Below are 20,468 nucleotides of genomic sequence, written 5' to 3' on the forward strand. Positions count from 1 at the left end.
CGTCCGCACGGTCGGACGCGCGCAGCGCGCTGACATCCCCCCGGCAGTCCGGCATCAGTAGACCATTCGCAAGCACGGCGTTCTGTACGCCACCCTACAATCGGCTGACTCGGATCGCACGCGTGCGCCGAAACGGCGTGCGCATCACGCGCGTGCCGCGGCGGTCACGCTCGAGTCGGCCGACAGGATGCGCTTCATCTCGTCGCGCACGATCGCGCGGCAGCCGCACGACATTTTCTCGAGGCCCGCAAGATCGGCAAGCTCGATCGAGCTCCGGTACTGCCGAATCAGGCCGAGCTTCTGAATCTCGCCGGCTGCGTCCGTGACCGTCTCGCGACGCACGCCGAGCATCTGCGCGAGCATGCTGTGGGTGACCTGGATCTCGATGCTGCGCGACCGGTCGTAGGCAAGCAGGAACCATCTGCATAACTGATGTTTGAGCACGTGATGGCGGCTGCAGAACGTGATCTGCGATACCTGGGCCATCAGCAGGCGCACGCAGACAAACACGAGATGGCGAATCACCGGCGACGCATCGAAAGCGGCGGCGAAGATGCGTCGGTCCAGCCGGTAGACGAAGCCGTCGCGGCATGCGACGGCACGGCACGGCATCCGGCCGCTGCCGCCGATCACGTCGTCGCATACGACACTCTCGCTGCCGATCTCGGCAACTTCCAGCGTCATGCCGCCGGACGAAACGTACTGCAGCGAAATCGCCGTCGTGACGGGCAGGTAAACCGCGGCGAGCGTTTCGCCGGGCTCGCACAGCACCTGGCCCGATTTCAGGTGAACGAGCTGAAGATTGGCAATCAGCGTGGCGCGTTCCTCGCGGTCGAGGGCCGCGAGGAACCGGTTGGCGTCGAAGCTGTGGGAGAGCTCGATCATGCCGTTCGCGTGGGCGACGGCGTCATTGGCCTGGTGGGTCACGGCGCATCCTCGTAGGGGGCGGTCGCACGTCGCGCGGCGGCATCCCCGGGGATTTAGCACGCGCGTGCGGATTTGTGTTCGTCGAAATTCGAATGACGATGGCGGGAAAAGGCTAGCACGCAATTGAATTCGATAAATTGCGCACTACGTCACTTCACAAAGTTTGACGATTCAACGTAAATGAAAATGTTATATGGATTTGAAGATCATGCTCTGAAGAGTTAATCGCGTTGATATGGATCGACGGATAAGTCGAGAATTCGATGTCGATCCGGAATCAATCGAGAAGTGACGGGTATCGTACATGTAAAACATTAAGAATGCATCTAGCATTATTTGACAATTGAGATTGAGGTTGTAAAGTTATCAATGAAATCATGTGGTTACGTCTGTTATGTGCGTTCGATTACAAAGCCGTAAATTAATGTGTAGATTCATATTTGAGACAGTTTCAAACGATCATTCGAGGTGCCGTGAACCGCCCGGGCGCCATGCGAGACATCACGGAAACAATTGAAAACGGCCCGTAAGTATTTGAACGATAAGCTTCGCGCGCCGCTGTTGGCGCCGCCGCGCACTCGGTGATCATTGATCAGTCGAATCGCTTCCTGTGTCCACTGTGGCAGAGGGTGTCCGAAAATGAGACGCTTTTGACAGTTTTCAGTTGGTAATTCGGCGGGGCTAAATCGCTGGTCATTTATATATTAAGGATGAAGCTGGTATTGGCACGTAAATCGCTTATTGAGATGGGCGCATCGAAACGGGACTCCCGATTCGATCCGGCGGCGTGAAGCCGCAGGTCGATTGGATGGAGGGTTGTGGGCCGCAACCCGCGTCGCCATCCGGACGCGCATCACGATAACGAGTTCCGCTGACGCAGTTGCATGCGGCGCGGAAGACAAATGGGATACAGACATGCTTCATCTTCACTCGAGCTACTCGGCGAATGCCATCCTCGATGCCCTCCCGGAGGACAGCATCCGTGCCATCGCACCGCACCTCGAACTGGTCAGGATCAAGGCCGGCATGCTCGACCGTGTCGGGGAACCGATGCGCCATCTGCATTTCCCGACGACCGCCATGATGTCGGTGCAGCACCTGATGGAAGACGGCGCGATGGTCGAGGTTGCCGTGGTCGGCCGCGAAGGTGTGGTCGGCCTGGCGACGCTCGTCGGCGGCACCTCGGTATCGAACCGCATCGAAGTCCGTATCGGCGGGATGGCCTACCGTGTGCCGACCTGCGTGATGCGCGCGGAATTCGAACGTTCGCCGGCGACGTATCGGCTGTTGTTGAACTACTGCCAGGCGATGATGGCGCAGATTTCGCGCAGCGCGTTGTGCAACCGCCATCACTCGGTCAGCGAGCAGTTGAGCCGCTGGCTGCTGCTCGCGCATGACCGGATCGACGGCGACGAACTGGCCGTCACGCAGCAGACGATCGCGAACATGCTCGGCGTGCGTCGCGAGGGGGTGACGGAAGCAGCCGGCAACCTGCAGGAAGCCGGGCTGATTCGTCAGCGTCGCGGCCGCATCACGGTGCTCGACCGCGACAGCCTCGAGCGCCAGGCGTGCGAGTGCTACGAGCTGATTCGTGCGGACTATCGCCGGCTGCTCGGCACGCGTGCGGGCGTGCGATCGATGCCGGTGCGACCGCGCATGTACGACGTGCACGGCGGATTCCCCGCGCACGGTGCGTGACGATGCATGCGATGGCGGGTGGAGCGAATACGATGCGGCGCGCCGCGATCGCCGCGGCCGATGCCGCGCTCGTGCTGGCAGGCGCGCTCTCCGCGCAGGCGGTGATGGGACTCGCATGGCGCGATCTGTCGGACGCGCAGCGCGGCGCGATTGCATTGCTGTGCGCGTTGACGGTCGCGCTGTTGCCGCGCAGTGTGCGCTTGTTGCGCGGCGCGGCATCGTCGCATGACAGCGGCACCGTGCTGACGCGCACGATGATCGCCGTTGTGTGCGCGGGCATGCTGACGGTGGCCGGCACGATGTGGATCATGAACCGCGGCGGCACGGTCACGACGCGCTGGATTGCGCGGACGGTGCTGTCCGGCGACGCGGCACTGCTGCTTGGCAGGCTGGCACTGTGCGCGCTGGCGATCAAGCGGGGCGATCCGCGCGCGCGGCAGCGGCGGGTCGCGATCGTCGGCGCGACCGCTTACGGACGGGTGGCGATCGAGCGCATGCAGCGCGAGCCTGCCGGCCCGTTCGCGGCGGCCTGCGTGTTCGACGACGACGCGCCGGCCTCGGCAGCCGCCGACGGAATCGGCGGCGTCCCGGTGATCGGCGACTGGGGCGCGCTGCGGCGCATGATCCGCGGCGGCGAGATCGACGAAGTGTGGCTTACGCTGCCGATGTCGCACGAGTCGCGCATTCAGCGCATCGTGCGCGAATTGCGCGACGAGTTCGTCGAGTTGCGACTGTTGCCTGACGTGCGGCAGATGGCGGTCGTCGAGCGATCCGCGACCGATGTGCTCGGCATGCCGGCAATCAACCTCGCGACCACGCCGCGTTCCGCGCCGGAACTGTGGGCGAAGTTCGCGTTCGACCGGATGTTCGCGGTCGCCGTACTGATCCCGCTGCTGCCGCTGCTTGCGGTGCTGGCGGTCGCCGTGAAGCTGTCGTCGCCGGGGCCTGTCTTGTTCAGGCAGCGCCGCAAGGGTGCCGACGGTCGCGAGTTTCACATCCTCAAGTTCAGGACGATGCGCGTGCATCGCGCACAGCCCGGTGTCGTGCGGCAGGCATCGCGCAACGACGCGCGCATCACGCCTGTCGGCGCATTCCTGCGGCGCACGTCACTCGACGAGCTGCCCCAGTTCTTCAACGTGTTGTTCGGCCAGATGTCGGTGGTTGGCCCGCGTCCGCATGCGATCGAACACGACGACTTCTACCGGCAACTGGTCGACTGCTACATGTATCGCTATCGCGTACGACCGGGGATCACCGGATGGGCGCAGGTGAACGGCTATCGCGGCGAGACGCGCAAGGTCGAGGCGATGGCCGCGCGTGTGAAGTTCGATCTGTTCTACATGCAGAACTGGAGCTTCTGGTTCGACATGAAGATCATCCTGATGACGGTCGTTCGTGGCTTCGTCGGGCGTAATGCATTTTAATGAACAGGATTGCGAAGTATTATGCGCGGTTCTTTCGTCGTCGATGCGATGCTCCACGCAACGGCGCACCTGAAACCGCGCGTCAACCGTCCGACGGCGGCTGAGCGGCCGCCGGCGACGCGGTGGGCGTGACGGCGGGGCTGGCATCGGGCGCGGCTTGCGCGCTCGACGGCTGGATGGCGTGCTGGATCGTCGGCACGACCATCGTCGGGAACAGGGCCGCAAGGGCCACCCAGATGACGACGCCGAACAACATGACGTTCTCCCGGAAAGCCGCGGATTCACCGCGCATGCTTTCAATCTATGTCGCAACTTTTTACAGGGGATTGATCGACCTCAACGGCGGCTGCGTCAGACGAATGCGGGCGCGCGGGATTATCGCGTCGGTCCCCGGTTTTTCGCGCGCATGGTGCGGGCGCTGACGACGGTCAACACATGCGTGTGCATTGGGTTTATGCTGCGTCGAATGCGTCCGGCGCTTCGTGCGGCCGGGCGCGCATCCGGGCGCGGCGAGCCGGGCGTTCCGGCCCGCCGCGCACCGGCGCGACAACCGCGCGCCGCATGCGCTTTGCGCGGAACCCGGAAAAGGAGAGACGGCGATGGCGCTCGATCGAGAACAACGGCAGACGCTGCAGCGGCGCCTGACCGAGAGCGAGCTGGCGTTGCGGGCGAACATCCGCACGAGCGAGGACCAGCGCGCGTCGGAGTCCTATGCGGAGCTCGCCGGCGCGGCGCCGGACGAGGGCGACGAGGCGAACGCCGATCTGTTCGTCGACATGGATCACGCGCTGATCGGGATGAAGCTGGCCGAGTTGCGTGCGATCGGGCGCGCGCAGCAGCGCATCCGCGACGGCAGCTACGGCGAATGCATCGATTGCGATGCGCCGGTCGGCTACGCGCGGCTGCTCGCGCGCCCGACTGCCGAGCGTTGCACGCATTGCCAGTCCCTGTACGAGCGTCGCTACGCAACGACGCCGCGCGCATCGCTCTGATGTATCGGCGCAGGAGCCGCGCAGGCCGCATGCCTCGCGCGACATGACACGGGCAATCGGTGCAGGATGATCAACGGGCGCCCGTCGTCGTCGACATGCGGCGCCGGGCGGGCAGAGGCCGCCGCACCAGCGCACGGCGCCATCCACGTGGGAGGGAGCCACGCCGACCATGCCGATCCACAATGCCGAGTGTGCGGCCGTCTTCGCCGAAATCGCCGATATGCTCGAGATCCAGGGCGCCAACCCGTTCAGGGTGCGCGCCTATCGCAACGCGGCACGGACGATTGCCGATTACGGGCGCGACATTCCGGCGATGCTCGCGAGCGGCGGCGATCTCGGCCGGATTCCATCGATCGGTGCCGATCTCGCGGCTAAGCTGCGCGAGATCGCCTCGACCGGCACCTGCGAACTGCAGCAAACGCTGCGTCATGCGCTGCCGCGCGCGATCGTCGAACTGCTCGACGTGCCGGGGCTCGGCGCGAAACGAGTCAAGGCGCTGCATGACGCACTGCACGTCGAGTCGCTCGAACAGCTACGCGTCGAAGCGAAGAGCGGGCACGTGCGCGCGCTGCCGGGTTTCGGCGCGAAGACCGAAGCCCATCTCCTCGACGCGATCGACGACCGCCTGAAGCGCGAGCCGCAACGCTTCCTGCTGCCGGATGCCGCGCAATCGCTGATGCCGTTGCTCGAGCGTCTGCGCAAGGTGGCCGGCGTCGGGGAAGCTGTGCCGGCGGGCAGTTTTCGCCGCAACCGCGAGACGGTCGGCGACCTCGACATCCTCGTGACGGCGCGCGATCCGGCCGCGGTGGCCGATGCGTTCGTCGGCTACGGTGAAGTTGCGCGCGTGCTCGCGAACGGCAAGACGCGTTCGAGCGTCATGCTCGGCAACGGGCTGCAGGTGGACCTGCGCGTCGTCGATGCCGACGCGTTCGGTGCCGCGCTCGTCTATTTCACGGGATCGAAGGCGCACAACATCGCCCTGCGCAGGATCGCGCAGGCCGGCGGCCTGAAGATCAACGAATACGGCGTATTCCGCGGCGACGAGCGGATCGCGGGCGCGACGGAGGCATCCGTCTACGAGGCGATCGGTCTTCACTGGGTGCCGCCCGAGTTGCGCGAGGACCGCGGCGAGATCGACGCGTCGCGCGCGGGCACGCTGCCGGCGCTGGTCGAGCGCAGGCACGTTCATGGCGATCTGCATGCGCATACCAAGGCGTCGGCCGGGCGCGACAGCCTGCGCGCAATGGCGGATGCGGCCCGGGCCCGCGGGCTCGCGTATCTGGCCGTCACCGATCGCGCACCGGATACGCAAGGTGGCCGAGCGGATGGCGACTGGCTCGTGCGGCAGATCGACGAGATCGACCGCCTCAACGCGTCATTCGACGACTTCGTGCTGTTGAAGGGCGTCGAGGCCGGCATTCGCGAAGACGGTAGTCTCGACGTGCCCGACGACGTGCTTGGGCGCCTCGACCTCGTCGTCGGCGCGGTGCGCGACGGCTTCGACCTGTCGGGCGACGCGCAGACCGGGCGAATCCTGCGTGCGATGGATCATCCGTATTTCACGATCCTCGCGCATCCGACCGGCCGGCTGCTCGGCGAACGCGACGCATGTGAACTCGACGTGCCGCGTGTGCTCGCCGCAGCCGCCGCGCGCCGCTGCTTCGTCGAACTCGATTGCGACCCGCGACGGCTCGATCTGCCGGACGTCTGGTGCCGCGAGGCCGCGAAAGCCGGTGTCGCCGTGGCGATCGGCTCGGACGCACGGTGCGCCGACGATCTGGACAACCTCGGATACGGCATCGGCCAGGCGCGGCGTGGTTGGCTCACGCGGCACGACGTGCTCAACACGCGCACGCTCGCGCAACTGCGGCCGCTGCTGGCGCGCACGATGCGCGCAAGCGGCGCGTCGAAGCGCGGGCACCCGAAGGGCGCGTGACGGCGCACGCCGAAGTCAGGCCAGCACGTCTTCCGCTGGCACGTACGGCAGGCCGAGCGCCAGCGCGACGGCCTCGTAGGTGATGCGGCCGTCGCACACGTTCAGGCCCGCGCGCAGATGCGGATCGTCGGCCATCGCGCGTTTCCAGCCCTTGTCGGCGAGCGCGAGCGCATGGCCGAGCGTCGCATTGTTCAACGCGAACGTCGACGTGCGCGCGACCGCGCCGGGCATGTTCGCGACGCAGTAGTGCACGACGCCGTCGACGACGAAGGTCGGCTGCGCATGTGTCGTTGCATGCGATGTCTCGAAGCAGCCGCCCTGGTCGATCGCGACGTCGACGACGACGGCACCCGTGCGCATCGTCGCGATCATGTCGCGCGTGACCAGCCGCGGCGCCGACGCGCCCGGCACGAGCACTGCGCCGATCACGACGTCGGCGTCGCGCACGGCTTCGTCGATCGTGTGCGCGTTCGAGCAGACGGTCGCGATCCGGTTCGCGAAGACCAGGTCGAGCTGGCGCAGCCGGCCCACGTTCGTGTCGAGCACGGTGACGCGGGCGCCGAGGCCGACCGCCATCTGCAGCGCACCGGTGCCCACCACGCCTGCGCCGAGCACCACGACGTGCGCGGCCGGCACGCCGGGCACGCCGGCCATCAGCACGCCGCGGCCGCCCCGCGGGCTTTCGAGGTGCGTCGCCGCGACCTGGATCGACATGCGTCCCGCGACCTCGCTCATCGGCGCGAGCAGCGGCAGCCCGCCGCCGGGGCCCGTCACGGTCTCGTACGCGATGCACACCGCGCCGGACTGCACCAGCGCGGCCGCCTGCTGGGGATCGGGCGCGAGATGCAGATACGTATAAAGAATCTGTCCGCGCCGCAGCATCGCGCACTCGGCCGCCTGCGGCTCCTTGACCTTGATGATCATGTCGGCGCGCGCGAAGACGTCGCGCGCGTCGTCGCACAATGTCGCGCCTGCGGCCGTGTAGTCGTCGTCGTGCAGACCGATCGCGGTGCCCGCGCCGCGCTGCACGAGCACGCCGTGGCCATGACGCGTGAGTTCGCGTGTGCCGGCCGGCGTGAGGCCGACGCGGTACTCGTGATTCTTGATCTCCTTCGGCACACCGATCAGCATGAGTCGCCTCCATGGGTATTCGTCATTGTTGTCGTGCGGAGCGCGCCGGCGAACGGCACGTATGCGACGGCATGCGCATGCACGGTTCGAGTGCCGTACTGGAATAAAAGGGTAGTGGTGCCCGGAGGGAAGTCAAGCGGCGGCCGGTGCGACGGTGCGCGCGCATTGCATCGCAGTACGCGGCGTGGCGTATTGCGACCGGACGTCGCAATGCATGCGGCACGTGGTTTGGGTATCGTCTCGTGTTGCGCGGAACGGAGCCGCGTGCTGCCGGAGCCGTTCCGGCTGGATCACGACACGATGAGACAAGGAACCTTACCGAGATGAGCGGCGCGTATTTCAGCGTGCCGACGCTTTGTGCGATTGCAATCGTTCACGTCTACTGGGCGTTCGGCGGACGGTTCGGCAAGCGTGCGGCCATTCCGGAACAGGACGGGGTACCGCTCCTGCGGCCGACCATGCTCGGCACGCTCGCCGTCGCGACGGCGTTGCTGGCCGGCGCATGCGCGGTGGCGTCGCGCGCCGGCTGGCTGTGGCCGAACCTGTATCCCGGCGCGATCGCGCTCGCGATCGTTGCGCTCGCATTGATCTTCGCGGTGCGCGCGGTCGGCGATTTCCGCTACGTCGGCTTCTTCAAGCGGGTGCGCGGGTCGCGTTTCGCGCAGATGGACAGCCTGTGTTACTCGCCGCTGTGCGTGGCGCTCTCGTTGTCGATCGCGTCGATGCTGTGGTCGTGATGAGCGTCGCGCCTCGCGCGGCAGCCAGTTTGCAGCGCGCGGAGCCCTGACGCCCGTCGCCGCGTCGCGATCGAACGCGCGGAGTGGGCGAAGCCCGGGCGCGCATCGCGCCACCGTGATGAGCGTCGACACGACCCGCGCCACGTGTCTTGCGCATTCCGGAAAACGATTTCCTCATTGTTGCGGTTTTCGATGTAATGAATTGCATTGAACCCTTTGGAAATGGAACCGGTTCCATTTATAATTCGCGGCGTTTGTCGTCGGGCCCGGAATGAGGGTCGTGCACGATGCGCTTGCCGTCGGCCAGCGCGGCGTCTAAGTTGAACAGGGCCATGGCGATGAAGGGCAGATGCGGGCGGCAAGCCGGTATCTGCCCGATGATCAGACCCGCGAAGAGGTCGAACCCGCAGCGCGCCGGAACCGGCGCGCTGCGCGGCTGCATGACGGCGCCACCGCGCAGCGCGTGGCGTGCGCCCGCATCGAGGTTGTTCGCAACGCCGCAAGAACAGGACGGCCGGCCGCGCGCGGCAAGGCCGCCGTGCCGGGCATGCCGCATGCGGAATGCACGCCCCGAACCACGTTCCACAACGATCACCATCCGACCATGTCCACGCCACCCGACAAACCCAATTCGCGTCGCCGCTTCCTGCGCACGTCGGTCGCGCTCGTGCCGATCGCGTCGGTCGCCGGTTGCGACCTGCGCTCGTCGTCGTCCTCGACCACGGCCGGCAATGCCTCCACCGCGCCGGCCGGCGCCGAACGTGCGCCGTACAAGCCGACCTTCTTCGATGCGAAGGAGTGGGCGTTCGTCCAGGCCGCCGTCGACCGGTTGATCCCGGCCGACGCCGAAGGCCCCGGCGCGCTCGAATCCGGCGTGCCCGAATTCATCGACCGCCAGATGGAAACCCCGTACGCACACGGCGCGACGTGGTACATGCAGGGGCCGTTCCAGCAGGGCGTGCCCGAGCTCGGCTACCAGCTCAAGCTCGTGCCACGCGACATCTACCGGCTCGGCATCGCGGCGGTCAACCGCTATTGCGAAAAGGCCCATGGCAAGGTGTTCGCCGATCTCGACGCGCCGACTCGCGACACCGTGCTCGGCGCACTCGAAAAAGGCGGCGCGCAGATCGACGACGTGCCGTCCGCCGTGTTCTTCGGCCAGTTGCTGCAGAACACGCGCGAAGGCTACTTCTGCGATCCGGTGCACGGCGGCAATCACGACATGGCCGCGTGGAAGATGATCGGTTTTCCGGGCGCGCGCGCCGACTTCATGGATTTCGTCAACCAGAACGGCAAGCCGTACCCGTACGGCCCCGTCTCGATCAACGGGGAGCGCAGCTGATGGCCGCAGAGAAAAAGCCGCATGTCGATGCGGTGATCGTCGGCTTCGGCTGGACCGGCGCGATTCTCGCGAAGGAACTGACCGAAGCGGGCCTGAACGTCGTCGCGCTCGAGCGCGGCGAGTATCGCGACACCTACCCGGACGGCGCGTATCCGAACACGATCGACGAGCTGACCTACAACGTCCGCAAGAAGCTGTTCCTCGACCTGTCGAAGACGACCGTGTCGATCCGCCACGGCGTGCAGGACACCGCGCTGCCGTACCGGCAGCTCGCCGCGTTCCTGCCGGGAGAGGGCGTCGGCGGCGCGGGGCTGCACTGGTCGGGCGTGCATTTCCGGATCACGCCGGAAGAGCTGCGCCTGCGCAGCCACTACGAAGAGCGCTACGGCAAGAAGTTCATCCCGGAAGGGATGACGATCCAGGACACGGGCGTGACCTACGACGAGCTCGAGCCGCATTTCGATTTCGCCGAGAAGGTGTTCGGCACGTCGGGGCAGGCGTACAAGGTCGGCGGCAAGGTGGTCGGCGACGGCAACGTGTTCGAAGCGAACCGCAGCGACAACTTCCCGCTGCCCGCGCAGCTCAACACCTATTCGGCGCAGCGCTTCTTCGACGCGGCCAGGTCGCTCGGCCTGCATCCGTACCGGCTGCCGTCGGCGAATACGTCGGGCCCATACACGAACCCGTACGGCGTGCAGATGGGCCCGTGCAACTTCTGCGGCTACTGCAGCGGCTACGCGTGCTACATGTACTCGAAGGCGTCGCCGAACCTGAACATCCTGCCGGCGCTGAAGCAGGCGCCGAACTTCGAGCTGCGCTCGAAGTGCCACGTGTTGCGCGTGGACCTCGACGACACGAAGAAGCGTGCGACGGGTGTCACCTACGTCGACCCGGCCGGCCGTGAAGTGCACCAGCCGGCCGATCTCGTGATCGTCGCGGCGTTCCAGTATCACAACGTGCACCTGCTGCTGCTGTCGGGTATCGGCAAGCCGTACGACCCGATCTCGGGCGAAGGCGTGGTGGGCCGCAATTTCGCGTACCAGAACCTGTCGACGATCAAGGCGTTCTTCGACAAGGACACCTTCACGAACCCGTTCATCGGCGCGGGCGGCAACGGCGTCGCGGTGGACGACTTCAACGCGGACAACTTCGACCATGGCCCGCTCGGCTTCGTCGGCGGTTCGCCGCTGTGGGTGAACCAGGCCGGCGTGAAGCCGATCAGCGGCATTGCGACGCCGCCGGGCACGCCGCAATGGGGCGCCGCGTGGAAGAAGGCCGTGAAGGACAACTATGCGCACACGATCTCGATGGATGCGCACGGCACGAACATGTCGTACCGCGATGTCTACCTCGACCTCGATCCGACCTATCGCGATTCGTACGGCCAGCCGCTCTTGCGGATGACCTTCGACTGGAAGGACAACGACATCAAGATGGCGCAGTACGTGACCGGGCAGATGAAGAAGATCGCGGAGGCGATGGGGCCGAAGGCGATCGGCGTGTCGACGCGCGAGTTCGGCAAGCACTTCGATTCGCGCGCATACCAGACGACGCACCTGGTCGGCGGCGCGATCATGGGCACCGATCCGAAGACGAGCGTGCTGAACCGCTACCTGCAATGCTGGGACGTGCACAACGTGTTCGTGATGGGCGCGTCGGCGCTGCCGCAAGGCATCGGCTACAACCCGACCGGTATCGTTGCGGCGCTGGCCTACTGGTCGGCACGCGCGATCCGCGAGCAATACCTGAAAAATCCTGCTCCGCTGGTGACCGCATGAAGAGGACAGTGAACCACCACAACGCCGCGCGCCGAATTTCCCCGCTGCGGCGCGCACTGGCGATCGGCACGGCATGGGCGGCGTTCGGTCTCGCGGGCGGGGCGGCCTTCGCGCAGCCGGCGGGGCCGGCTGCGGCTTCGGGCCCGACGGCGGCACCGGCGGCACAATCGGCCGACGCGAACCTCGTCAAGCGCGGCGAATATCTTGCCCGCGCGGGCGACTGCATCGCGTGCCACACTGCAAGCGGCGGCAAGCCGTTCGCGGGCGGGCTGAAGTTCGACACGCCGATCGGCGCGATCTATTCGACCAACATCACGCCGGACCCGAAGACGGGCCTCGGCGGCTGGACGCTCGACGACTTCACTCGCGCGGTGCGCGAGGGCGTCCGCAAGAACGGCGACACGATGTACCCGGCGATGCCGTACCCGTCCTACGCGCGCCTGAGCGACGACGACGTGAAGGCGCTGTATGCGTACTTCATGCACGGCGTCACGCCGGTCGAACGCGAAAACCGCGCGGTCGACATCGTGTGGCCCCTGTCGATGCGCTGGCCGCTGATGTTCTGGCGCAAGATGTTCGCGCCGGCGCCGAAGCCGTTCGACGCGGCGTCGTACACCGATCCGGTGGTCGCGCGCGGCGCGTATCTCGTGCAGGGTCTCGGTCATTGCGGCGCGTGCCACACGCCGCGTGCGGCGACGATGCAGGAGCGCGCGCTGACCGATGCGGGCGGCCTCGACTTCCTGGCCGGCGGCGCGGCGATCGACGGCTGGGTGCCGACGAGCCTGCGTGGCGAGCCGCGCACCGGGCTCGGCACGTGGAGCGAATCCGAGATCGTGCAGTTCCTGAAGACCGGCCGCACGCTGCGCACGGCCGCGTTCGGCGGGATGACGGACGTGGTCGGCCACAGCATGCAGCACTTGAGCGACAACGACCTGACCGCGATCGCGCGCTACCTGAAGACGCTGCCGCCGCGCGTGCAGGGCGAGCAGCCGCACATGTACGACGCGGCCGCGGCGAAGGCGCTGCAGACCGGCGACGCGAGCAAGCCGGGCGCCGCCGTCTATCGTGACAACTGCATGGCGTGCCACCGCAGCGACGGCCACGGCTACACGCGCGTGTTCCCGGCGCTCGCCGGCAACCCGGTCGTGCAGGGCGAGGATCCGACGTCGCTGATCCACGTCGTGCTGGAGGGCAGCGCGCTGCAGGGGACGCACACTGCACCGTCGACCTTCACGATGCCCCCGTTCGGCTGGCGCCTGTCGGACCAGGAAGTCGCGGACGTGTCGAACTTCGTGCGCACGAGCTGGGGCAATACGGGCACGGCGATCACGGCCGCGCAGGTCGCGAAGGTGCGCAAGAGCACGCCGTCGACGCGGCCGGAGCCGCCGCCGGGCGCGCGGTTCCCGCAGGCGTCGCGCTGACGCACGCGGCGGGACGCCGGTCGCCGCCCGATCGATCCGCCTCGCGCCGCCGGCCGGCGCGTGGAGTGCGTTCCGACTGCCGGGGGTAGTACCCCCGCAATGGCGGGCCACCGCGTGAATTTTTCGCGGTGGCCCGCCATTTTTCCATCTCATCCCGTATCCTTCCATTCTTGAACCTTACTAAATAGTTACAAGAACTCGGGAGGGGGGATGCCTCATGACGTCAGCCTGATTGCGTTGCTCGCGGCCGGTTTCGGTCTCGCGATGATCTTCGGTTACCTCGCGTCACTGCTGAAAATGCCGCCGCTCGTCGGCTATCTGCTCGCCGGGATCGTGATCGGCCCCGGCACGCCCGGTTTCGTCGGCGACCTGTCGCTCGCGCAGCAGCTCGCGGAAGTCGGCGTGATGCTGCTGATGTTCGGTGTCGGCCTGCATTTCTCGCTCGGCGATCTGCTCGCGGTGCGCAAGATCGCACTGCCGGGGGCCGTCGTCCAGATTACCGTCGCAACGTTGCTCGGCGGCGGGCTCGCGCTCACGTGGGGCTGGAGCCTCGGTGCGGCGCTCGTGTTCGGGCTCGCGCTGTCGGTCGCTAGCACGGTCGTGCTGCTGCGGGCGCTCGAGGGGCGCGGGCTCGTCGAGACGGTGAATGGGCGCATCGCGGTCGGCTGGCTCGTCGTCGAGGATCTCGTGATGGTGCTGGTGCTCGTGCTGCTGCCGCCCGTCGCGGGGCTGCTCGGCGGTACGCCGCCCGGCGATGCGCACGCGGCCGGCGGTAGCGTGTGGGGCACGCTCGGCGTCACGATGCTGAAGGTCGCCGCGTTCATCGCACTGATGCTCGTGGTCGGCAAGCGCGTGTTCCCGCGCATCCTGTGGCTCGTCGCGCGCACCGGTTCGCGCGAGCTGTTCACGCTGTGCATGATCGCCGCGGCGGTCGGCATCGCGTACGGCGCGGCGAAGCTGTTCGACGTGTCGTTCGCGCTCGGCGCGTTCTTCGCCGGGATGATGATGCGCGAGTCGGAGTTCAGCCGGCGCGCGGCCGACGAGACGCTGCCGCTGCGCGACGCGTTCTCGGTGCTGTTCTTCATTTCGGTCGGGATGCTGTTCGATCCGACGGTGCTGCTCACCGAGCCGCTGCACGTGATCGAAGTCGCGGCGATCGTCCTGATCGGCAAGACGCTCGCGGCAGTCGCGCTCGTGATCGCGTTCCGCTATCCGCTGAACACCGCGCTGACGGTCGGCGCGGGCCTCGCGCAGATCGGCGAATTCTCGTTCATTCTCGCGGGGCTCGGTCGTGCGCTGGGGCTGCTGTCGGCCGAAGGGCAGAGTCTGATCCTCGCGGTCGCGCTGATCTCGATCGCGATGAACACGCTGCTGTTCGCGATGATCGATCCGGCGCTCGCGTGGATCCGCAAGCATTCGGCGTTCGCGCGCAAGCTCGAGGCGCGCGACGATCCGCTCGCCGCGCTGCCGATGTCGACGCCGCAGACGCACCTGACCGGGCAGGTCGTGATCGTCGGCTACGGCAAGGTCGGCACGCGGATCGCGCATGCGCTGGACGAGCGCGGCATCGCGTATGTCGTCGTCGAGCAGAATCGCGAGCTCGTCGAAAAGCTGCGCGCGGACGGCGTCGCCGCCGTGTCGGGCGACGCGATCGAGCCGGTCGTGCTCGTGCAGGCGCATATCGCGCGCGCCGGGATGCTGGTCGTCACGCTGCCGGACGTATTCGACGTGCGGCAGATCGTCGAGATCTCGCGCACACTGAACCCGATGCTGGAGGTCGTGCTGTGCACGAACAGCAGCGACGAGGCCGCGTTGCTGTCGAGCGAGGGTGTCGGCACCGTATTCATGGGCGAGAGCGAACTCGCGCGCGGAATGACCGAGCACGTGCTCGGCAGGATGGTGAAGCCGGTGGCGGATGCGCACGCGCACTGACGGTCGCGCGGCCGGGGTCGCGCGGGTGGCGGGATAGTGTCGGCCAGCGGAAAGGGGGCGTGCCGGGAATTAGGCACGGCGAACAGTCGACCTGTTCGCCTCGCGCGGCGCCGAGTGCGCCCTGGCGGCTTCAGCCTGCCGCCGCCTTCGCCGGTACGGCCGCGCCGGATTGCGCGGCCGTTTTCACGGGGGCCGATGCCTTCTGCTCGCCCGCCGTCTTCGGTTGCGCCGTGGCCTTCGGCGCCGCGACGGTCTTCTGCGGTGCGGCCTTGACCGGCGCATTCGGCGTCGCCTCGACCGGTGCGTCGGGCGGCACGCCGAGCAACTGCAGCGAGCCGCTCGTGACCGACGAGAACACCGGGCCGGCCACCGTGCCGCCGTAATAGCCCTTGCCGCGTGGCTCGTCGATCATCACCGCGACGATCAGGCGCGGGTTGCTCATCGGCGCCATCCCCGCGAACAATGCGCGGTACTTGCCCTTCGCATAGGTCGCGCCGACCTGCTTGCGCGCCGTGCCCGTCTTGCCGCCGATCCGGTAGCCGTCGACGCGCGCGCGGCGCCCCGTGCCGCCTTCGCCGACGGCCGACTCGAGCATCGCGCGGATCGCCGCCGCGGTTTGCGGCGACGTCACGCGGTGGCCGCGATGGGCATTGATCGTCTGCGGGTCGGAGCCGTTCTTCAGCAGCGACACCGGGTGCAGCGTGCCGTCGCCCGCGTAGGCGGTGTAGGTCTGCGCGATCTGCAGCAGCGACATCGACAGCCCGTAGCCGTACGCCATCGTCGCCTGCTCGATCGGCCGCCAGCGCTTGTAGCCGCGCAGGCGGCCCGACGCGACGCCCGGGAATGTCAGCTCCGGCGCGCGGCCGATCCCGTATTCCTGGTACTTGTTCCAGATCGTTTCGGCGGGCAGGTTCAGCGCCAGCTTCGCGAGCGCGACGTTGCTCGACTTCTGCAGCGCCTGCGAGACGGTCAGCGAGCCGTGGTTCGACGTGTCGTGGATCACGGCCGGGCCGATCTTGTAGGTGCCGGGCGATGTGTTGATGATCGTGTTCGGCGTGACCTTGCGCTCGTCGATCGACAGCGCGACGACGAGCGGCTTGATCGTCGAACCCGGCTCGAACGTGTCGATCACCGCGCGGTTGCGCAGCTGCTGGCCCGTCAGCCGGGCGCGGTCGTTCGGGTCGAAGGTCGGGTAGTTCGCGAGCGCGAGGATTTCGCCGTTCTGCGCGTCGAGCACGACCACGCTGCCGGCTATTGCGTTGTTCTCGAGCACTGCGGCCTTGAGCTGGCTGAACGCGAGCTGCTGGATCCGCCGGTCGATCGTCAGTTCGATCGTCGCGCCGTGCTGCGCGGGCACGAGCGGACGCGTGTCGGACACGATGCGGCCGAGCCGGTCGCGGATCACCTCGCGCTGCCCGGAGGTACCCGACAGCCGCCCGTTCGCCGCGAGCTCGACGCCTTCCTGGCCCTTGTCCTCGACGTTGGTGAAGCCGACTACGTGCGCGGCCGATTCGCCCTCCGGATAGAAGCGCTTCGAGTCGGCGATCTGCGTGATGCCGTCGATCTCGAGCTTGTCGAGCCGGCTCGCGGTGTCGGCGTCGATCTGCCGCTTGAGCAGCACGAACGTGCGGTCGTTGCGCAGGCGGCGCTTCACTTCCGCGAGCGGCATGTCGAGCAGCTTCGCGATCTGCGGATAGTCGATTTCGGCGACTTGTTTCGGATTCGCCCAGATTTCATAGGTCGACAGGCTGACCGCGAGCATCGCGCCGTTGCGGTCGACGATGCGCCCGCGCATCGCGTCGAGCTCGATCGTGCGCTGGTAGCGCTTCTGGCCTTGCCCGACGTAGAAATCCTGGTTCGCGACCTGCACCCAGAAGGCGCGTCCGATCAGCGCGGCGAAACCGAGGGACACCATGATCACGACCAGCTTCGAGCGCCACATCGGCAGGCGCGACGCGAGCATCGGATGCTTGGTCGCGGCGGCGTATGGATCGGCGGGATGGGTCTTCTTTTTCACGCTCATGCAAGGGCCGGGTCGGGCCGCCGGACGGCGGCAAGTCAGTTGGAATAATGTGATTGTAATAAATGAGTAAACATCATGTGGGGAAAGTATGTTTCGGCCCCATAAAAGGTTGCGTTTCCGCTCGGGCACGGTCCGAAGAAGGGGAGCGCGGCGAAATGGCAATGCGGCCTGACGTACTTGTGCCGACGGCGCCGGGAGGGATGGGCGGAGCGTTGTTACCGCCGCCGCGGTTCGATTAACCCGGCCCCGATTAATTAAGGGTCCGGAAAATAAAAAGGCGCCTCGAAGAGAGGCGCCGTTATTCGTGAATATCTAAATGAATATCGCGGAAACTGGAATAAACCCGAAAACCGCAGAGGATTGCCGTCAAAAATACCTATCGCGCGACGGAAATAAATTCATGATATTCCGACTCCGCCGTGGAACGATCGACCGCCTGCAGACGCCATGCGCCGTCGGGGTGCTCGCCGGCGAGCACAGCCGGACCTTGCTCGCGCTGCGTCGCGCTGAACGACAGCCCCTTCAACTGGCATACGGCATTCCCGCTGTCGGCCGCGCAGAGGGCCATTGCGCCTTCCACGTCCCGGACCTTGCCCCAGCTCGGAAGATCGATCCCCTGGTGTGCCTCGCGTGACCACAGCCCCTCATCGGTATCGACCCAGAGCACCGCGAAGGAGTGACGGGTTGCCGACTCGCTGCCATTAATCCGAATAGTGAGGCGCATTGGATCGTCTCCTGAAAAAAATGACACATTCGACCGTTTTGGTTTGACCAGTCTAGATAGACTGCCGTGAAACGCAAGTGATAATCCGCAATAAATCCGAATTGCACCAATAGGCGTTTCCCGATGAAACGACGTCTGACGATCCGCCACGATCGTGGCGGAGCGCGCAAACGCAAGCGCAGCATGATCCGCGCGCCGCGACCGGAACCTGGCGTGTCCCGGACATGCGATGACCCGGGAGAGGCCGCGTCGAAGTGTCGCGTCGAAGCGAGGGCCCGACGCGCATCGACCATCCTGCCACGGAAGCCCTCGCATGCTGCCCGACCGGACGTTTCGATGATTTGACCGCCCGGCCGGTACGACACACTCCGACATTCGCATACAAATCCGCACACTTTCACGAAACTTTCAGGACAGACTTGCGGGCGATCAGGCCCCACACTTGGATCTTCCGATCCTGCGCCGCGGACGCCTGTCCGTGGCGGGCCGCCGCCGCCTCGTGCCAGAGACGCGATCGACGCGATCGCGGGCCGCAGCCCGATCGGGATAACCGGGGCGAGCGTCGGCCCCGGCCCGGCCGACAGCCGTGCGCCGCTCCGCGATCCGGGGCGGCCGCGGCGTCCGGCCGATTCTTCGAAGGAGACTATCGTGCTGATCTGGAAAACCGCGTTGTCGCTCAACTGGCGCACGAGCCTCGTGTCGCCGGCCAGCGCACCGGTCGCGGCGGCCAACGTCGGACGGCTGGTGCTCACCGGCGCCACCGGCTTCATCGGCAGCACCGTGCTGACGGCGCTCGTCAACGCCGGGTTGCTCGAGCGCATCGTGTGTGTCGTTCGTGCGGAGCATCGCGCCCACGCGGTCGCGCGTTTGCGCGAAGCGGCATTGCGCGCTGGGCTCGCGCCGTACTGGGCATCGCGTCTCGGCGACGCGAACGTGGTCGTCGGTGCGCTCGGCGACGTGTGGCAGGGCACCGACGCGTCGCGTCTGGCCGGCGCGACGCACGTGATCCATTGCGCGGGCCATGCGTCGCCGGCCGACGGTTCGCACCTGCAGGCCGACATCGCCGATTCGCTGTGCTTTGCCGAGCGCTTCGCGCACGCGCCGCAGCTGCAGCGTTTCGTGTACGTCGGCACCGCCTATGCGCACGCGGGCCGCGGCGGGATCGTGTACGAGGCGTCGGCGGGCGACGCGGCGCAGGGCGGCGACGGGTTGCACGGCGCGGTGCTCGCGGCGGACTACCTGCAAGCGAAGGCCGAAACGGAGCAGCGCCTGCGCGCGCTCGGGCTGCCGCTCGTCGTCGTGCGTCCGTCGCACGTCGTCGGTCATACGGTGCTCGGCACGCGGCCCGCACCGAATTCGTTCTGGATGTTCCGCGTCGCGCACGCGGCGCGGCGCTTTACCGCGCGGCCGATGACGCGCATCGACATCGTGTCGGTCGACGATGTCGCGCGCGCGACGATGCTGCTGGCCGTGAAGCCGACGCTGATGCACGACGTGTACCACGTGTCGGCCGGCGACGAGGCGCCGCAGGTCGCGCAGATCGTGCGCGCGATGGACGAGGCGGCCGGCATGACGGGCGCGCCGCGCTACGCGGCCTGTGCGCCGGCCGAACTGCCGCTCGTGGTGCGCGATGTGCTGGGGCGGTCCGATCCGGCGCTCGAACGCGTGATCGGCCGCGCGTTGCAGCGGTGCGCGGAGTTCGCGATGGTCGATCGCGTGTTCGACAACCACCGCGTGCGCGACGAAATCGATTTCGAGCCGCTGCCGTTCATCGATTACGTCGAGGAATGCATGCGCACGTCGCGCGGCGTCGCGGTGACGGAACTGATGCGCGGCGCGCTGCACTGACGGCCCGCGCGATGCGGGGCCTGCCGATTCCCGGGGGCCGGTTCGTCGCCGCTCGCGGCGGTCCGGCGGCGGCAGGCCCTACGACGCGCTGCCGAGTTCGATCAGCCGGTCGAGCGCCCGGTAGATGTCGTCCAGGCCGTCCTGGCCGAAACGCGCTTCAAGCTGACGATATTGCTCGTCGATGCGCGGACCGATTTCCGTGACCAGTTTCCTGCTTTGCGGCGTCAGGCTCACCAGCAGCCTGCGCTGATCTTCCTGCGCGCGGGTGCGCGTAATCAGGCCGTCGCGCTCCATGCGTTCCAGCACGCCCGTGAGGCTTGGGCTCAGGATGCAGCAGCGGCGCGCGATCTGTCCCGCTTCGAGCGCGTGCGCCGGCTCGCCGTCGAGCACGCGAATGATCCGCCATTGCTGTTCGGTCAGCGCGAATTCCTTGAGAATGGGCCGGAACAGGCACATCAGGGTTTCGCGGGCCTCGAGCAGCAGCATGGCCAGGTTGCGATGGTCGAGCGTACGGTTCATCGGGGTGGGTAGAGGGGCAGAGGACGGGGACGCATC

17 protein-coding genes are annotated in these 20,468 nt (G+C 67.0%); 10 read left to right on the forward strand and 7 right to left on the reverse strand.

All coding sequences use genetic code 11. The annotated features are described in order from the left end of the window. Positions 1-144 precede the first annotated feature (144 nt). Positions 145-927 carry a Crp/Fnr family transcriptional regulator gene (locus DIE08_RS00730; protein WP_174906653.1) on the reverse strand — a complete coding sequence of 261 codons (783 nt, stop codon included), beginning with the start codon at positions 925-927 and terminating at the stop codon, positions 145-147. Positions 928-1,842: 915 nt separating this feature from the next. Between DIE08_RS00730 and DIE08_RS00735 the strand changes: the two genes are divergently transcribed. Then, positions 1,843-2,625: a Crp/Fnr family transcriptional regulator gene (locus tag DIE08_RS00735; RefSeq protein ID WP_124623668.1), complete on the forward strand. Its 783-nt coding sequence runs from the start codon at positions 1,843-1,845 to the stop codon at positions 2,623-2,625. Between the two features lie 32 nt (positions 2,626-2,657). Beyond that, positions 2,658-4,049 carry an undecaprenyl-phosphate glucose phosphotransferase gene (locus tag DIE08_RS00740; protein ID WP_185715818.1) on the forward strand — a complete coding sequence of 464 codons (1,392 nt, stop codon included), beginning with the start codon at positions 2,658-2,660 and terminating at the stop codon, positions 4,047-4,049. 82 nt (positions 4,050-4,131) lie between these two features. On the opposite strand, the gene DIE08_RS35445 is transcribed toward DIE08_RS00740, so the two are convergent. Continuing rightward, positions 4,132-4,305, reverse strand: a complete 174-nt coding sequence (locus DIE08_RS35445) for a hypothetical protein (protein WP_170296460.1) — start codon at positions 4,303-4,305, stop codon at positions 4,132-4,134. A gap of 343 nt (positions 4,306-4,648) precedes the next feature. Between DIE08_RS35445 and DIE08_RS00745 the strand changes: the two genes are divergently transcribed. Then, positions 4,649-5,041, forward strand: coding sequence for a TraR/DksA family transcriptional regulator (locus tag DIE08_RS00745; RefSeq protein WP_059599271.1), 393 nt, complete (start codon positions 4,649-4,651; stop codon positions 5,039-5,041). A 169-nt stretch (positions 5,042-5,210) separates the two neighbouring features. Further along, positions 5,211-6,977, forward strand: a complete 1,767-nt coding sequence (gene polX, locus DIE08_RS00750) for a DNA polymerase/3'-5' exonuclease PolX (RefSeq protein ID WP_124900695.1) — start codon at positions 5,211-5,213, stop codon at positions 6,975-6,977. A 15-nt stretch (positions 6,978-6,992) separates the two neighbouring features. Here polX and ald read toward each other — a convergent pair whose 3' ends face one another. Further along, a complete protein-coding gene (gene ald, locus DIE08_RS00755; protein ID WP_124900697.1) occupies positions 6,993-8,108 on the reverse strand; it encodes an alanine dehydrogenase in 1,116 nt (371 codons plus the stop codon). 323 nt (positions 8,109-8,431) lie between these two features. Between ald and DIE08_RS00760 the strand changes: the two genes are divergently transcribed. Next, positions 8,432-8,845: a DUF3995 domain-containing protein gene (locus tag DIE08_RS00760; RefSeq protein ID WP_059599273.1), complete on the forward strand. Its 414-nt coding sequence runs from the start codon at positions 8,432-8,434 to the stop codon at positions 8,843-8,845. A gap of 238 nt (positions 8,846-9,083) precedes the next feature. Here DIE08_RS00760 and DIE08_RS00765 read toward each other — a convergent pair whose 3' ends face one another. Continuing rightward, entirely contained in the window at positions 9,084-9,443 is a 360-nt protein-coding gene (locus tag DIE08_RS00765) for a hypothetical protein (protein ID WP_185715819.1), read from the reverse strand. 6 nt (positions 9,444-9,449) lie between these two features. On the opposite strand from DIE08_RS00765, the gene DIE08_RS00770 reads away from it, so the two are divergent. From DIE08_RS00770 to DIE08_RS00785, 4 genes are all read left to right on the forward strand, one after another. Beyond that, complete coding sequence (locus DIE08_RS00770; protein WP_124900699.1) at positions 9,450-10,187, forward strand: gluconate 2-dehydrogenase subunit 3 family protein; 738 nt, start codon at positions 9,450-9,452, stop codon at positions 10,185-10,187. After that, entirely contained in the window at positions 10,187-11,965 is a 1,779-nt protein-coding gene (locus DIE08_RS00775) for a GMC family oxidoreductase (protein ID WP_124623688.1), read from the forward strand. The genes DIE08_RS00770 and DIE08_RS00775 overlap by 1 nt, the downstream gene beginning before the upstream one ends. Next, the gene (locus tag DIE08_RS00780; protein WP_124900701.1) at positions 11,962-13,386 is read left to right on the forward strand and encodes a cytochrome c; all 1,425 of its coding nucleotides are present in this window, start codon (positions 11,962-11,964) and stop codon (positions 13,384-13,386) included. Before DIE08_RS00775 ends, DIE08_RS00780 begins: the two co-directional genes overlap by 4 nt. A 210-nt stretch (positions 13,387-13,596) precedes the next feature. Continuing rightward, positions 13,597-15,318: a cation:proton antiporter gene (locus tag DIE08_RS00785; protein WP_124900703.1), complete on the forward strand. Its 1,722-nt coding sequence runs from the start codon at positions 13,597-13,599 to the stop codon at positions 15,316-15,318. A gap of 130 nt (positions 15,319-15,448) precedes the next feature. Here DIE08_RS00785 and DIE08_RS00790 read toward each other — a convergent pair whose 3' ends face one another. Together DIE08_RS00790 and DIE08_RS00795 are read right to left on the reverse strand one after the other, a co-directional pair. Further along, the gene (locus tag DIE08_RS00790) at positions 15,449-17,341 is read right to left on the reverse strand and encodes a penicillin-binding protein 2 (protein WP_124900704.1); all 1,893 of its coding nucleotides are present in this window, start codon (positions 17,339-17,341) and stop codon (positions 15,449-15,451) included. A gap of 376 nt (positions 17,342-17,717) precedes the next feature. Further along, positions 17,718-18,065 carry a DUF3564 family protein gene (locus DIE08_RS00795; RefSeq protein ID WP_124900705.1) on the reverse strand — a complete coding sequence of 116 codons (348 nt, stop codon included), beginning with the start codon at positions 18,063-18,065 and terminating at the stop codon, positions 17,718-17,720. A 648-nt stretch (positions 18,066-18,713) separates the two neighbouring features. Here DIE08_RS00795 and DIE08_RS00800 point away from each other — a divergent pair. Further along, positions 18,714-19,913 (forward strand): SDR family oxidoreductase, encoded by a 1,200-nt coding sequence (locus DIE08_RS00800; RefSeq protein ID WP_124900706.1) that lies wholly within the window; start codon positions 18,714-18,716, stop codon positions 19,911-19,913. Positions 19,914-19,991: 78 nt separating this feature from the next. Here DIE08_RS00800 and hpaR read toward each other — a convergent pair whose 3' ends face one another. Continuing rightward, a complete protein-coding gene (gene hpaR, locus DIE08_RS00805) occupies positions 19,992-20,432 on the reverse strand; it encodes a homoprotocatechuate degradation operon regulator HpaR (RefSeq protein WP_059599282.1) in 441 nt (146 codons plus the stop codon). Between the last annotated feature and the right edge of the window lie 36 nt (positions 20,433-20,468).

This window comes from Burkholderia sp. Bp9004, assembly GCF_003858025.1.
GTDB classification, from domain to species: domain Bacteria; phylum Pseudomonadota; class Gammaproteobacteria; order Burkholderiales; family Burkholderiaceae; genus Burkholderia; species Burkholderia diffusa.